The organism is Wenzhouxiangella psychrophila, assembly GCF_042310375.1.
In the GTDB taxonomy this organism is placed as follows: Bacteria; Pseudomonadota; Gammaproteobacteria; order Xanthomonadales; family Wenzhouxiangellaceae; genus Wenzhouxiangella.
Genome location: NZ_JBHJMQ010000003.1, coordinates 182,707 through 197,533 on the forward strand (window position 1 = coordinate 182,707; position 14,827 = coordinate 197,533).

Genomic DNA, 14,827 nt, shown 5'->3' on the forward strand with positions numbered 1-14,827 from the left:
TCAAGCAAGACCAGCACGGCCCGGGACTCCCGGGCCGTGCTTTTTTTGGGAAACGCTACTATTAATCCGGTCGAGCTCTTGCGATAATCCGTCGCCATGGCTGCCGACCCTTCCGATACCCCCGACAGATCCTCAGCGCACTGGTCCGACTATTGGGCGAGTGGCGCACTGACCTCCCTGCCGCAGGATTTCGCCTTCAACTACGATGGCGAGGTTCAGGCCTTCTGGCAGGAGCAGTTCGAAACCCTCCCCGACAATGGTCGAATGCTGGATATCTGCACCGGCAACGGTCCGATTCCCCTGCTTGCGGCCGCCTGGGCACTGGAACGCAACCGCTCGGTAGCGATCACGGCCGTCGACGCGGCAGCGATCCGACCTGGGGACATCGCTCGGCGCCGGCCCGAAGTTGCACCGCTGCTCGAGCGAATTCACTTTCTGGGCGAAACGCCCGTGGAGTCCTTGCCCTTCGAGGATGATTCCTTCGACCTGGCGACCAGCCAGTACGGGCTGGAGTACTGCCGGCTGGAACTCGCGGCCCGGGAGCTGGCGCGGGTTGTACGGCCCGGTGGCCGGCTGGCCGTGATTGCCCACGAAGCCAGCAGCGACATGATCGCCACAATGGCCGACGAGCAGCGGGATTATCGCGTACTGGAGTCTGTGCGATTTTTCCGCGTGCTGCGGTCCTGGGTGAAAGGCCAACTCGCCGAACCGGATTTTCAGCGTCGCCTGGCGGGGATTCGGGACCAGCTTCACGAAGCGTTCCGTCAGTCCGGTTCGGCACTCCTCGGGCAGGTCGGCCAGTCGATAGACAGTTTGCTGTCCATGACCACCGCCGAGCTACGCGGCAACCGCGAGGCCGTGGCTGGCTTCTTGGGGAGAATGGAGGCAGGCCGGGATCGACTCGAGGACATGCTGCGGGTCAACCGCTGCATTGAAGCCGATCCTCAATGGCACCAGCCGCTGGCTGATGTCGGCTTCAGGCTTCTGGATACGCGCGAACTCGTCTACCGGCAGCGTCACCCCATGGGGCAGTGCTTTATCTGGGAACGAGCCAGACAGGGCGCCTGACGCCTCAGACTACTCGTTCCCGACCAGCGTACTTGAACTTGGCGTTGAAGGCGACGGTGATGCGTTCGCTGTCACCCTCGTAGGGCATGACTTCGTGCAGCAACCAGGACGGAAACAGGACGAGCTGGCCCGGGACCAGCCGCAGCATGATCGGTGCCATCGAGTAAGGCCGCTTGAAGCGCGCCGACGCGGTATCGATATACATCGTTCCGGCGATATTGGGATTGATGAATGTCAGCTTCCCGCTGTCACTGGCCGGATCGTCGCCGTCGTGCTTGACGCAGTAAACACCCGACCAGGAATGCAGCGGATGGTTGTGCGCGCCGAAGTAGCCGCCCTGGTGGGTAAGGTGAAACCATGACTCAACCGCCATGTGCATATTCTGCAGGGTCTCCACCGTGTAGCCGTTGAGTTCCTGGATCGCCCGGTAGAGATTTTTCATGCAGAACTCGTTCAACCGCTGCACGCAGCTATCCGGCCACTCGAACAGGTCGAAGCGGCTTTCGAACAGCGGTTTGTTGCGTCGAACCCGGGGTTCGTCATTACTGTAGCGTTCGCCCTCGGCCGCGCGCTGGACGAACAGGTCGCGAAGCTCCCGGTTGAGCCCGTCGCAGTCGGGCATATGGGCGTCGACCATCGGAATCGAGAAGGCCGGGATGATCTGGAATTCGGGACGTGACTGCGTGCCGCTTCCGCTCGCGGGGCCGGGCTGGTTCGGGTTCTGCATGCCTTGTTTTACCGCTCGTTGATCCGGCTCCATTCTAACGACATCGCGGCCGTTTGCCTCGGTCCCTTGCCGAAAGGCTTGAAACCCGCTCTCACGTCGCTATCCTTGGAGCCAAAGGCGGGAGGGAGACCGCATGAGGGCCAGAGACATTCCGAATAGCGATGCACCGGTGCGCGCGCTGCGACTTGTAGCGTTCCTGCTGTCGTTTCTGTTCCTGACCGCTCCGTTGTCCGCCAACGAACTCGGCCCGGTATTTCGAACCCTGAGCATCTCCGAGGGGCTGCCCGACCGACGGGTCGAAGACATCGTCCAGGACACGCACGGCTACATCTGGATCGGAACCCGCGGCGGCCTCGTTCGGCATGAAGGTGATCGCATGCGCCTCATTCCAAGCGACCCGGAGCAACCCGATCCGCTCCCGGGCAGCAACATCATGTCGCTCATGGCGCACAGCGATGGAACGGTGTGGGCCGCGGTGGAGGATCGCGGCGCGGTCCAGATCGGCCCCGACCTTGGCCTGCAGAGCCATCTCGAAACGCAGGAGCGGGGCGGTCCCCTGCCTGCCGCACAGATCTGGTCGATGGCCGAGGACTGCGACGGCCGCGTCTGGATGGCCTTCATGCGAGGCGGCGTCGCGGTCTACGACCCGGCAACCGAGGCAGTCCAGACCCTCCCCCAGTCTGGCGAAGCCGGCCTGAACCCGGAAGGGTTCCAGGTGCATTTCGAAGTCGACAGCAGCTGCCGGATCTGGCTGGTGCAGACCAGCCAGGTTTCCTACTACGAGCCGGCCAAGAAAAGGTTCATCCCGATTCGAAAGCCCGGCGAAGGGCGATTCGCCATGAAGCTGGCCGAGGTCGGCGGCCGCATTTACTTTAACGAAGGCGGTGCGCTCTACGACCTCGGGCCGGTCGAGAACGCGCCGAACGCCGAGCCGGTCCGCATTGCCGCCATACAGGCCATGATCACCGATATCGCCGACGATCCGCACAGCGACGAAATCATCGTGGGCACCACCATCGGGCTGCACAGAAAATCACCGGGTGTCGACGGCCCGCTTCGCGTCGTTCGCAACGTGCCGGGCATGGCCGACGGCCTGCCTTCGAATTCCATCGACGGCGTGATGTTCGACCGCGAAGGCGCCCTGTGGTTGACGACGACGCGCAGCGGTGCGGCCTATCTGCCCCCGGGGTCGGCGGCCTTTGGACGCTACCAGCCGCTTCTCGGCCTCGACGACCAGGCGGCCATGAATGTCGAACTCGTCGTCAGCCTTTACTGGGATGAAGAAGCCGGCGGCTACTGGATCGGGGGCCTTCGTGGTGAACTGGAGTTCCTGCCGGTTGACACCCCCGAGGGCAGCGCCCCGAAACCACCGGATAAAGCCCTGCAGGCAATCCCGCGGTCTGCGGTGCTGGATGTCCTGCGCGAGGACCAGACGATGTACGTCACGATGCAGACGGGGGTGATACGCGTCGACCTTGCCGAGGACGGCGCCTTCGATGTCCTGATGCGCCGTGAAGAACTTGAATCCGGTAATTTCTGGCTGACCCGGCGCAAGGACGACGATCATCTTTGGATCGGCACCCGGGATGTTGGCCTTTTCGAGCTCGACGAGCGAACCGGCAAACGCGTGCATTTTCATCCAGAGGGGCGGGGACGAAACCGGCTGCCTGAAAGCGACGTCAAGGACCTGATCCAGGGGCCGCAGGGCGGTTGGTGGTTGATTGAGACAGAGGGCGTATACCGTTGGGACGAGGCGCGCGGCTTCGAGGGGCAGCCAATCTCCTTCAAACCACCGCTTGCTTCGGCTGCCTGGCGCGGCGACGAATTGTGGCTTGCCACGAACGACTCGATCCAGGCGTGGCGCCATGACGAAACGGGCTTCGAAAAAACGCACGAGGCTTCCCTGGCACGTCGCATGCCGCCGGGTCGCATGTCCAATGTCATTCCCGATCACCAAGGACATTTCTGGTTGCTCAGGACCAGCGGGCTGACCGTGTACCGTCCCGCCGAAGGCAGCCTGCGACACCTGGGCCGAAAGGACGGACTGGCGCCCGTCGAGTTTGGAGAACGCGCAGCCATACGCTTGCCCGATGGAAAGCTCGCGTTCGGCGGGCGTGGCGGTATCGTCACGGTCGACCCCGAGCGCATGAGCCGCGTGACGGTCGCGCCGAACGTACACGTCACCGGCCTCCAGGCGGGCGACCGGACCGTCGAGCTTTCGCCGGGCGACAGGGATGCAATCGAGCTCGAGCACCACCAGAACGATCTGTTCATCGACTTTCTGGCCACGACTTACCTGGCGCCGGAGCGCACCCGCTACCGCGTCAGGCTGGAAGGCTGGGACAGCGACTGGATCGAACTATCCGGCCAGACGCGGCACAACTATTCGAGCCTGCCGCCCGGAGGCTACCGATTCCGGGTTCAGGCGGCGGCGCCGGACGGGCCCTGGAACGAGACGGGCGACGAACTGCCGGTCATCATCCGGCAGCCGCCCTGGTTGAGCGGCTGGGCGATGGCCGCCTACTTCCTGCTGGCCGTCACCGCTACCGGTGCCGGGTTTCGGGGTTACCGGCGCGCCAACCAGCGCAGGCGGGAAGTCCAGGAGGCCCGTCAGAAGCGCGCCCTGGCCGAGGAGCAGCGCCAGATCATTACCCGGCTCAATCGCAGCCTCGAGCCGTTGCCGCTTGCCGAAACCATTGCGCGCGAGATCGCCCTGGTTACCGGCGGCCGGCGGGCCTGGCTGGGTTATGTCGACGAACATCTGCCCCGGGAACTGACCTGTAGCGACCCGGACGCCGAGCCGCTGACCCGCGAGCAATGGCGCCAGCGCCTCCAGCAGGCGAATGGCGTGACGGATCTTGCGCTCAACCTTCGGGTGGCCGAACGTGAAGTGGCCCGCGTCCTGGTCGAGGGCGCCGAGCCCGATTTTTCGGGTGAAGGTAGCGAGCGCCTGCGCCTGCTCGAGGAAATGGCCGGCCAGGCCCTTCACAATGCCTTGTTGCTCCAGCGCGTTCGCATGCTGGCCGAACGCGCCGAGCAGGCCAGCAAGGCCAAATCCGAGTTTCTGGCCACCATGAGCCACGAAATTCGAACACCGCTCCACGGCGTGCTGGGCATGGTCGAGTTGCTGCATGAAACCGAGACCGAGCCGGGCCAGCAGGACATCCTCAATACATTGCGACAGTCGGGGCTGCAGTTGCAGCGCATCATCGACGACGTACTCGACATCTCACGCATCGAAGCCGGGCGGATGAGTCTCAATCCTCAGCCCTTCGACCTGGCCGCGATGCTGGAGCAGGTTGTCGATCTTCACGCCCCGAACGCGGCCCGGAAAAGCCTGGACCTGCGCTTGAGAATGGTGGCCGACCTGCCCCTGGCCGCCAACGGAGACAGCGATCGCATCAGCCAGGTGCTCGGCAACCTGCTCAATAACGCGGTCAAGTTCACCGAGTCGGGCGGCATCGAATTGAGCGCTGCCGTTGGCGATGACGGCCAGCTCGTGCTCGTGGTGTCGGATTCGGGGCCGGGCATCAGCGACCACGATCGTGAGCGGTTGTTCGAGCCGTTCACCCAGCTGGATGCCTCGATTACCCGCTCCTATAGCGGCTCGGGCCTCGGGTTGGCGATCTGCCGCCGGCTCGTCGACGCCATGGACGGCAGCCTGGACCTGATCGACGCCTGCCATGGCGGCAGCCGATTCCGGGTTCGGCTTCCCGTACTCGAGACACCGGGCGAAGTATCCGCCGACCGGTTTTCGAACCTTCTGTCCGGGCAAAGCGTCGCGGCCAGGGTCTCGGCGCCAACCCTGCGGGTTCTCCGGGGGCTGGGACGACGATGGGGCATTCACGTGGTCGATGCCAGCGCGGATCCGCAGCCCTGCAGCGTGCTGCTGGTGGACCCGCAGACGCTGGATGAGACGGACGCGGATCGCCTGGACCAATGGCGTCGCCGGGCCGAGACCCTGGTCTGGCTGCAGTCACCGTTCAGCTCGCGCTCGGGCCCGGCGCCGCTGTTGCCCGACGGTGCGCATTTCCTGCGCTGGCCGCTGGTCGAGAGCCGGTTCATAGGCCTGCTGTTCGACCTGCGCATCGGTACCGCTGACGGCCATGATGTAAGCGAGTAGACTGAATCCGGATTCCACAAGGAGGATAGGCCCATGGAATGGGTGCTCTTGACCATTGTCGTGGCGGCGGCGTTCTTCGCCATCACGCTCTACAACCGGCTGGTGGCCGCGCGCAACCGCTACAAGAACGCATTCGCGCAGATCGACGTGCAGCTCAACCGGCGCCACGACCTGATTCCAAACCTGGTCGAGGTGGCCAAGAAGTACATGAGCCACGAGCGCGAAACCCTCGAGGCCGTCATCCAGGCTCGCAACGGGGCTCACCAGCAGCTCAAGTCCACGGCCGCCGATCCGTCCGATCCGGACGCCATGCGCAAGCTCTCCGAAGCCGAGCAGGGCCTTTCCGGTGCCCTGGGGCGACTGTTCGCCCTGTCGGAGAACTATCCCGATCTAAAGGCCAACCAGAACATGATGCAGCTGTCGGAGGAATTGACCAGCACGGAAAACAAGGTCGCCTTCGCGCGCCAGGCCTTCAATGACATGGTCATGCACTACAACACGCTGCGCGAGAGCTTCCCGGCCAACATCATCGCCGGCATGTTCACCTTCAAGCCGGCCGAACTGCTCGAGATCGACGACCCGGAGAAGCGGGAAGCGGTGCAAGTGGATTTTGGTTAATTGAATTTTTTCGAGCACCAGGACAAAGCCCGCCGCCAGAGTCGATTTCTGGTCGTCATGTTCGCCCTGGCGGTGGTCGCGATCATCGCCGCGGTCGATGTATTGGTCTACTTCACCATCGGGCCCGATCCCTGGACGCTGTTCTGGGCGACGGTGATCACCGGCGGTATCATTCTCGGCGCCAGCGCGATGCGCACGCTGCAGTTGCGCGGCGGCGGGGGCGAGGTCGCACACGCCATGGGCGGCACACGCATCGACGCCGCTCCCTCCGATCCCCTGCGTCAGCGCCTGCGAAACGTGGTCGAGGAAATCGCCATTGCCTCGGGCGTGCCGGTGCCGGAGATCTATGTGCTCGAGCAGGAGCAGGGCATTAACGCCTTCGCCGCCGGCTTCTCGCCGGCCGATGCGGCGGTCGCGGTCACGCGCGGCACGCTCGAGCAGCTCGACCGCGATGAACTGCAGGGCGTGATCGCCCATGAGTTCAGTCACATTCTCAACGGCGACATGCGGCTCAACATCCGCCTGATCGGATTCCTGTTCGGCATCCTGGTGATCGCCATCGTCGGCCGCAAGCTGTTGTATTCCGCCCGTTTCGCGCGCGACAGCCGCAACGCGGCCCCGGCGGTCCTCGCCGGCCTGGGCGTCGTCGTGCTGGGCTACATCGGCCTGTTCTTCGGGCGCTGGATCAAGGCGGCCGTCTCGCGACAGCGCGAATTCCTGGCCGATGCTTCGGCGGTTCAATTCACGCGCAATCCCGACGGCATCGGCACGGCGCTCAAGAAGATCGGTGCGCTCTCCGCCGGTTCCTACATGACGGCCGACAGCGAAGAGGTCGGGCACATGCTGTTTTCCACCGGCATGGGCTATCAGATGTTCGCCACGCACCCGCCGCTGGAGAAGCGCATCCAGGCCATCGATCCGTCGTTCAGGGTCGAGGAGCTGGAAGACATCAAGCGCGAGATGGATCGGCACGCCCAGGCCCGCAAGGCCGAGGCGGAGGAGGCCGAGCGTCGACAGCAGGCCACCGAAGCGGCAGAGGGCATCGATCCGGCCCGCCTGCTTACCGACCTGGGCGGCCTGGCCGAACAGATCGGCCAGCCGGGTCTTGAACAGGCTCTGACCGCGGCGGTGATGGCCGCGGGCATTCCCGCGCCGCTCGAGCGCGCCGCTCACTCGGACGAGTGGGCCCAGGAGCTGGTCTGCTGTCTGTTGATCAGCCCCGACAGCGATGTGCGCGAACGGCAGCTGCTGCAGATCGCGCGCACGCTCGGCGGTGACAGCGAAGAGAAAGTGCGTCAGCTCTACGAGGCGGCGGCCGGCCAGCCGCGCGGCATCCGACTTCCGCTGGTCGAGATGGCTTTTCCGCAGATCCGGCGCCGGCCCGAGTCGGAGCTGTTGGAGTTCATGCGATTGCTCGACGGCCTCGCCGGGGCCGACGGCGAACTGGACCTGCACGAGTTTGCGCTGACCCGCCTGGTCAATGTGCTGGTGCGTGACGCGTTAAGGCCGGCGCAGTCCGCATCCTCGGGCCGGCGCAAACTCGCCGCGCGCAAGCCGGAGGCGACCGAGCTGATGGTCATCCTGGCCCGATACGGTCATCCGGACGACCCGGCGGGTGCCGATTCGGCCTTTGCTGCCGGCATGTCCGAACTCGAGGGTCAGGTGCCTGCCATGCCCGAGGTGTCCGGTTGGGCCGGCCGCCTGGACGACCTGCTATCCCGGCTCGACGATCTGCGACCGGCCTCGAAGCATTCGCTGGTGGTGGCGCTCCTGCGCTGCGCCGCCGATGACGAACAGGTCGTCGACGATGAACTCGACCTGCTGAGGGTGGTGTGCGCGCTTTTGCACGTACCCCTGCCGCTGATGGGCCCGAAATAGGCCTGATTTGACCTCGATTTGATGTTGATCTGAACTTCATGGCAAGCCCGACCGGGCCGTTCCGCTGAACATGTTGCTCCCACCAAAGAGAGTTCGATCCGAGGGAGTAGACAAACATGAGTTCATTTGTATTTTCGACGAGGGCGGTTCGGTTGGGACTGGCGCTTGTGAGTCTTGTATCGGCCGCTGAACTGGCGGCCGATACCTGGCCAAGGGCTGAAGTTGAGGAGATCGACCCCGTTCTTTCGGCCGATTTTGAGGACCGGGCGATCGGTGAACTTGGCAATGGCGGCGCGGAGGCCGGAGAGCCCGCCTATCGATTTGGTCAGTTTTCGGCCGAAGTCATGGCTGCCGGGCCCGACAACCAGGCACTGCGGCTGACAAAAACGGAAGACTCGAGTCTGGCGCGGCTGGCCAACTGGCGGTTTCTCGAGGCGCTCGACTTCGACTCGGGGAAGCTCTCCATCACCTTCGATATCACGCCGCGGACCATCGACTTTTTTGCATTCACTGTCCGCAACTCGACCTTCAGCGGACCGATCTATATCCAGTTGGGCTTCGACGATTCGGGGCAGGTTGACGTCAGTTTTCCCGCCAGTGGTTCATCCTCGCCGGCAAGCTACGTCATCGATCAGCAGTATTCGGTCGAGATTGATTGTGATATCGATCTGGAACACTGCAGTGTCAAGTTCGATGACACAATGATCGCGGAGGAAGTGACATTTCCGTCGACCATCACGGACCCGGCCATCGGCGGCTTCGCGACCGGCTTCACCGGCTCGGCGGCCGTTGGCGCACAATTCGATCTGGATGATCTTACAGTCACCGCGACTGCGGCACCCTCGATCCCCGTGGCACTGGCCTTTGACCCGCAACCCGGCGACATCGAGCTTGGTCAGTCGTTCCAGCCAACAGTTGGTGTGCAGGTGCTCAATGCCTTCGATCAGCCGGCCACAACGGCCGCCGATGTCACCCTCGAGCTGCTCGGGGGCAGCGCCGAAACCGGGTTGTCCGGCGCATCTGCCCAGAGTGACGTCGAAACAGGCGTGGCACGCTTCGAATCACTGGAACTGGATGAAATCGGAAGCGGCTATCAGCTCGAGGCCAGTCTGGATGCATGGGAAAATGTCACTGCGGTAAGCAGCGTTTCATTCGATGTGCTCGAGCCCTCGCCTTCCACACTCAGGTTCAGCGAGATCCCGGCGTCGGTCGTGGCAGACAGGGTCGTTGCTCCGGCGATCGAAGTCGCGGTCGAAGATGCTTCGGGAGATCCGGTGGTAGACGGGACGCCCGTGACGCTAGGCATTTTCTCCGGCCCCGCCTCGGGCGCCTCGCTCAGCGGCACAACTGTTCGGGCAACCTCCGAAGGCGTGGCTGTCTTCGACGACCTCGTCCTGAATCCTCCCGGAGAGTATGTGCTGCAGGCTGAAACAGACAATAATGTTTCGGAGACCAGTCCGACAGTCGAGGTGCTCGGCGACCGCATCTTTCACGATCGCATGGAGGTCTCCAGCGAGCTTTGAAACCTTGCTGGTATCCCTCCACGGCGAGCCATCATCCCGGTGATGGCTCGCCAACTCGACCGCGGTGTAAACTTCACCGCATGCGCTACCATTTCGGCGAATTCACCCTCGATACCGATACAGGTCGGCTGAATGGGCCTCGCGGCGCCCTGGTCCTGCGACGACAGGCTTGGCGACTGTTGCTTGAACTGCTTGAGCGGGCACCAGCCCTGATTAGCCACGATGAGTTGCTAGACCGGGTGTGGGGGCGGCATGCCCTTTCGCCCAATGTTCTGCCGCAGACAATCAGTGAGTTGCGTCGTGCGTTGGGTGATAGGGCAAGCGACCCGCGCTACATTGAAACACTCAGGGGGCGCGGTTATCGCCTGGCGTGCTCGGTAGATACCGTTTCGGTTGCCCCCCGATCCCCGAGTTTTCGAGAGGCTAACGCCCGGCGTTATCTGCAGTCCGCCCTGGTTGGCATATCTATTGTGACAGCAGGAGTGGTCATCTGGCTGTTGGCCGATGACACCGCACACAACACGGCTGGTTCAGCAGCCCAAATAGTCGATCCGGTTACCGAGTCCGGGCCGGCCGGACGCTTGCGTCGTCAGGCCCGTCAGGCCGAGTCGCGCCATGATGTAGCCACTGCCGTGGCGCACTGGAGAGCGCTCGCCGCTTTGCGTTCTCAGGATGCCGAGGTACTCAAGGCGCTGGTTCGCGCTGAACTCGACGATCTGCAGGGAGAGCAAGCTCGCCGGTCGCTGGGGCGCCTTCAGCTCTTGCCGCAGGCACAAGACGATCCGAGCGTTGACCTGCTCGATGCCGAGATCGCAGTCATCGACAATGACCTTGAGCGTGCCCTGGACCGGGCTGAGTCGGTCTTTGTCGCGGCCGAGGCTGCCGGGAAAGGTCCTTTAATGGTCGAGGCTGCATTGCTGCGCGCCGGGATCAGCAAGCGTCGCGGCGATATTCGTTCAGGTCGCGAGTTGCTGGTTGGGCTGGCGGATGAGGCAAATGGTGTGCTTTCGAGATCGGAGCGAACCCATCTGCTGATCGAGGCGGCTGCCCTGGCACGTGAGGAGGGACAGCTTGGCCTGAGTGAAAGGCTGCTTTCTCGCACCAGCGGGCTGGAGCCCGAGCTCGCCACGCGCCAGCGTCTCCAGGTCGAGCGAGCCCTGCTCGATGTGCGTAATGGCCGTTCGGGAAGAGCGTGGCAGAAGCTCCAGGTACTGCTCGACAGTACCGAGGGGTCATCAATAGCGACGGATCTCGAAATCGCCTTGTACAACGCGCTGGGTATGGCCGGTATCGAGCAGGGTCTGCTGAGCGAGGCTTCCGGATATTTCCAACGGGCCATGTCGCTCGCGCGCAGCAGTGGCAACGCACTTCGTGCAGCGGGCGTTCAGGTCAATGCCGGCACGCTGCTGGCGCGCCAGTCACGATGGCAGGAAGCCGACGCGCTGTGGAGACGAGCAATCGAGGTTTTCGAGCAGATCGGTGATCGGCGTGGCGTGGCCACCTGTCTGGGCAACCTGGCGGCTTCAGCTTCCAGCCGCGGATTGAATGAGCGGGCGCGTGAGCTCAATGAACGGGCATTGGAACATTTTCGTACGCTCGGTCTGGACGGTGATCGAGCCCGCACCGCTTTCAACCTGGCGCTGTTGGCCAGCCGAAGCGGTCGCCTGGAAGACGCCGAAACCATGCTGGCTGAAGCGCAGGCCGCGTATCGGGATCAGGGCGATCCCGAGTTGATGTTGCACGTCGGCGCATATCGCGTCGAGCAGCGCGTGCTGGCCGGGGCCGTCGACGAGGCAAGACGCCTGCTCAGAGACCTGGATGCATCGCTCGAAGATGGATCGTTCCTGCGTCAGGCTGCTGTTCATGCGGCCAGGGGCCGGCTGGCGCTTATCGAGGGCAATCCAGACGCCGCGCGGGCCGCTTTCGAACGAGCCCTCTCCCTTCGCGAGCAGGCCGGCCATGAGGACTGGGTGCGCGCCTCGCAGCTGGAGCTGCTCGGCCTTGATCTCCTGGAGGGATTGGATCCCTGGACAGTCAGGGTCGAGGCCGAAGCGCTGGCCGAGCACTTCGAAGATTCGGGACAGCTGCGCGATGCCGTTCGCGGCTGGTTGATAGCGACCGAAGCTTTGCTCAGCCTCGGCGAACGAGAGGATGCCCGAGCAATTCTTTCCCATGCAAAGTCTGTTGCCGGCGAGTTTGAGGATGCCGCCCTGTCACTCGAACTCGAGTGGCTCACGGCATGGAGTGGGCGCATTGAAGAGCGAGAGCCGAGATTGAAGACGCTGGCGCGACAGGCGCGCGCTCAAGGCTTTGGGGGGAAAGTCGATCGGATCCGCGCCAGCCTGTCTGAGCGGCGGGACCAGCGGCCCACGATACGGGCTCCAAGCCGAGGCGACGATGCAGACCGTATCCTCCTGCCACCCTATGCCACGGCGCAGGCAGAGGACGCATGAACCAGCCGGAGGCGCAGCTCCGGCCGGTCCAGACCCCTTGGCACACGACTCAATCTTCGGCGAAAGCGCAGTCGACTTCCGGGTTGAAGTCCTCGAACAGCCCGGCCGGGTTTTCGCGAGCCGACCAGACGTGCAGGGCCCAGATGTCCAGGTTGGGATTGAAGTGCAACTCGCGGCCGAAGAACTGCGGCGCCTCCTCGTGGGGCCAGTCTTCGGCCGGAATGATGTACTCCACACCCAGAAACGCCATCGAGCCGTCCTCGGTGGGCGCGTACAGCAAAACCTCGGGCTGGAGCAGGCTCAGCTTTCCGCCGTCGGCCAGGTAGTCCAGGTTGGCGACGTGATAGCCCATTCCGCCGGGCGGTGCCTCGACGCATTCGCTGATGGGCGCGTTCCAGCCGGCCGCCGCGGCGACATCGTGGCTGTGGAAGGCCACCGTGGCCAGGCGAAGCTGGTCGAGCTCGGCGCTGTAGTCGTGCTGTTCGTCCTCATCCAGGCATTCCGGAGGCAGGTTGCCGCCGAGCATGCCCAGGAGCACGCAATAGCGCATGCCCGGGCCCGCGTCCCCGGGCGGGCCGGATTGCGCCAGGGCGGACGGAGCGGCGGCGGCAAGGGCCAGCAGGAACACTGAGGCCGGAAGGGTGGTGATGAACTTGTTGTATCGAGTCATGACGGTCTCCTGTACGTGCTTTGGAACCGGCGCCGTCGGGATGGCGACGCTTGTCCCGCAGTTTCGGCAGGAGAACGGGCGGTGACTTGCGAAAAACCTGAAGAAATCCTCAGGAAATGCTCAAACGGGCGCTCAGGCGGCTTCGCCGGCCTGCGGTGCCTGGTCTGCGGCCTCAGCACGGATCATGTCGGCGGCTTTTTCGGCGATCATGATGGTCGGCGCATTGGTATTGCCGCCCACCAGCGTGGGCATCACCGAGGCGTCGACCACCCGCAGACCCTCGAGGCCGCGAACCTTCAGCTGCGGACTGACCACGGCATGGGGATCGCTGCCCATGCGGCAGGTGCCGACCGGGTGATAGATCGTTTCGGCCTTGGTGCGGATGAACTCGATCAGGCCGTCTCGATCGTGCACGTCATTACCGGGGTAGATCTCGTGAGCCCGGAAGGGCCGGAAGGCCGGCTGCTCAAGAATACGCCGTGAGAGCTTGACGCATTCGAGCATCATCTCCAGGTCCTCGGCCTCGCTCAAGTAGTTGGCGTGAATGGCGATCGGCTCCCGGGCGTCGCCCGAACGGATGGCCAGATGACCGCGGCTTTTCGGCCTGAGCGGGCAGGCATGCAGGGTGTAGCCGTCGCCGGGCAGGCGGTTGCGGCCGTGGTCGTCTAGCAGCGCCGGCACGAAATGCATCTGGATGTCGGGCCGGTCGTCGCGATCGCGGCCGCTGACGAGGAAGGCGCCTGCCTCGGCGATGTTCGAGGTGCCTTCGCCCTCGCGATGCAGGAAGTAACGCAGGCCCACGCGAAGCTCGCTGAGCTGGTCGTAGGTGACCGGCTGGGAGCATCGCGTGAGCGTGCAGATATCGAGATGATCCTGGAGATTCCGGCCCACCTCGAGCAATTCGTGCCGGCAGCTGACCCCGGCCGATTCGAGCATTCCGGCCGGGCCGATGCCCGAAACCATCAAAAGTTGCGGCGAATTGATCGCACCGGCGGTCAGCAGTACTTCGCGTTCGGCGACAGCTGTTTGCGTGCTGCCGTGGCGGCGGTACCGGACGCCGTTGATCCGGTCACTTCCGGCGAAGGTCAGGCCCAGGGTGAAGGCGCCGGTGAGCACCGTCAGGTTGGGGCGCGACCGGACCGGGTTGAGGTAGCCGGCGGCCGCGCTGCAGCGGCGCCCCTGGCGCTGCGTGACCTGGTAGAAGCCCACGCCACGCTGCGCGGGGCCGTTGAAATCGGGGTTGCGGGCGAAGCCGGCTTGCTCGGCGGCCTGGATGAAGACGTCGCTGAGTGGATTGGTGTAGCTCAGGTCGGAGACGCTCAGCGGGCCGTCCGTGCCGTGCAGCTCGGACTCGCCGCGCGCCTGGTCCTCTGATTTGCGAAAGTAGGGCAGTACGTCCTGCCAGCTCCACCTGGGATTGCCCGCGCCCGCCCAGTCGTCGTAGTCGCTGCGGTGCCCGCGCGAGTAGCACATGGCGTTGATCGAGCTCGAGCCGCCCAGCACCTTGCCGCGCGGCCAGTAGAGCCGCCGGTTGTTGAGCGCCGGCTCCGGCTCGGTCTCGTAATTCCAGTTGAGCGACTTGAAGTTGACCAGCTTGGACAGACCGGCCGGCATGTGGATGAAGGGGTTCCAGTCGCGCGGACCGGCCTCGAGCAGCAGGACGCGCACGCCGGGATCGGCGCTCAAGCGGTTGGCCAGCACGCATCCGGCCGATCCGGCGCCAACGATGATGTAGTCATAGGTCTTGGGCATGTTACTGCTGCCGAG

General features: G+C 64.2%; 9 protein-coding genes. 6 read left to right on the forward strand and 3 right to left on the reverse strand.

Going from position 1 to position 14,827, the window contains the following annotated elements; genetic code table 11:
* The first annotated feature begins 96 nt into the window (after positions 1-96).
* The gene (locus tag ACDC66_RS05560; RefSeq protein WP_376695695.1) at positions 97-1,068 is read left to right on the forward strand and encodes a class I SAM-dependent methyltransferase; all 972 of its coding nucleotides are present in this window, start codon (positions 97-99) and stop codon (positions 1,066-1,068) included.
* 4 nt (positions 1,069-1,072) lie between these two features.
* Here ACDC66_RS05560 and ACDC66_RS05565 read toward each other — a convergent pair whose 3' ends face one another.
* Positions 1,073-1,795: a TIGR02466 family protein gene (locus tag ACDC66_RS05565; protein WP_376695696.1), complete on the reverse strand. Its 723-nt coding sequence runs from the start codon at positions 1,793-1,795 to the stop codon at positions 1,073-1,075.
* Between the two features lie 133 nt (positions 1,796-1,928).
* Between ACDC66_RS05565 and ACDC66_RS05570 the strand changes: the two genes are divergently transcribed.
* From ACDC66_RS05570 to ACDC66_RS05590, 5 genes are all read left to right on the forward strand, one after another.
* Positions 1,929-5,918, forward strand: coding sequence for a sensor histidine kinase (locus ACDC66_RS05570; RefSeq protein WP_376695697.1), 3,990 nt, complete (start codon positions 1,929-1,931; stop codon positions 5,916-5,918).
* A gap of 33 nt (positions 5,919-5,951) precedes the next feature.
* Entirely contained in the window at positions 5,952-6,536 is a 585-nt protein-coding gene (locus ACDC66_RS05575) for a LemA family protein (protein WP_376695698.1), read from the forward strand.
* The gene (locus ACDC66_RS05580) at positions 6,537-8,414 is read left to right on the forward strand and encodes a M48 family metallopeptidase (protein WP_376695699.1); all 1,878 of its coding nucleotides are present in this window, start codon (positions 6,537-6,539) and stop codon (positions 8,412-8,414) included.
* A gap of 116 nt (positions 8,415-8,530) precedes the next feature.
* The gene (locus ACDC66_RS05585) at positions 8,531-9,937 is read left to right on the forward strand and encodes a hypothetical protein (RefSeq protein ID WP_376695700.1); all 1,407 of its coding nucleotides are present in this window, start codon (positions 8,531-8,533) and stop codon (positions 9,935-9,937) included.
* Positions 9,938-10,017: 80 nt separating this feature from the next.
* Positions 10,018-12,390: a tetratricopeptide repeat protein gene (locus ACDC66_RS05590; RefSeq protein WP_376695701.1), complete on the forward strand. Its 2,373-nt coding sequence runs from the start codon at positions 10,018-10,020 to the stop codon at positions 12,388-12,390.
* A 49-nt stretch (positions 12,391-12,439) separates the two neighbouring features.
* Here ACDC66_RS05590 and ACDC66_RS05595 read toward each other — a convergent pair whose 3' ends face one another.
* Both ACDC66_RS05595 and ACDC66_RS05600 read right to left on the reverse strand, forming a co-directional pair.
* The gene (locus ACDC66_RS05595; RefSeq protein ID WP_376695702.1) at positions 12,440-13,060 is read right to left on the reverse strand and encodes a hypothetical protein; all 621 of its coding nucleotides are present in this window, start codon (positions 13,058-13,060) and stop codon (positions 12,440-12,442) included.
* Positions 13,061-13,192: 132 nt separating this feature from the next.
* Positions 13,193-14,812 carry a GMC family oxidoreductase gene (locus tag ACDC66_RS05600; RefSeq protein WP_376695703.1) on the reverse strand — a complete coding sequence of 540 codons (1,620 nt, stop codon included), beginning with the start codon at positions 14,810-14,812 and terminating at the stop codon, positions 13,193-13,195.
* Positions 14,813-14,827: the final 15 nt, after the last annotated feature.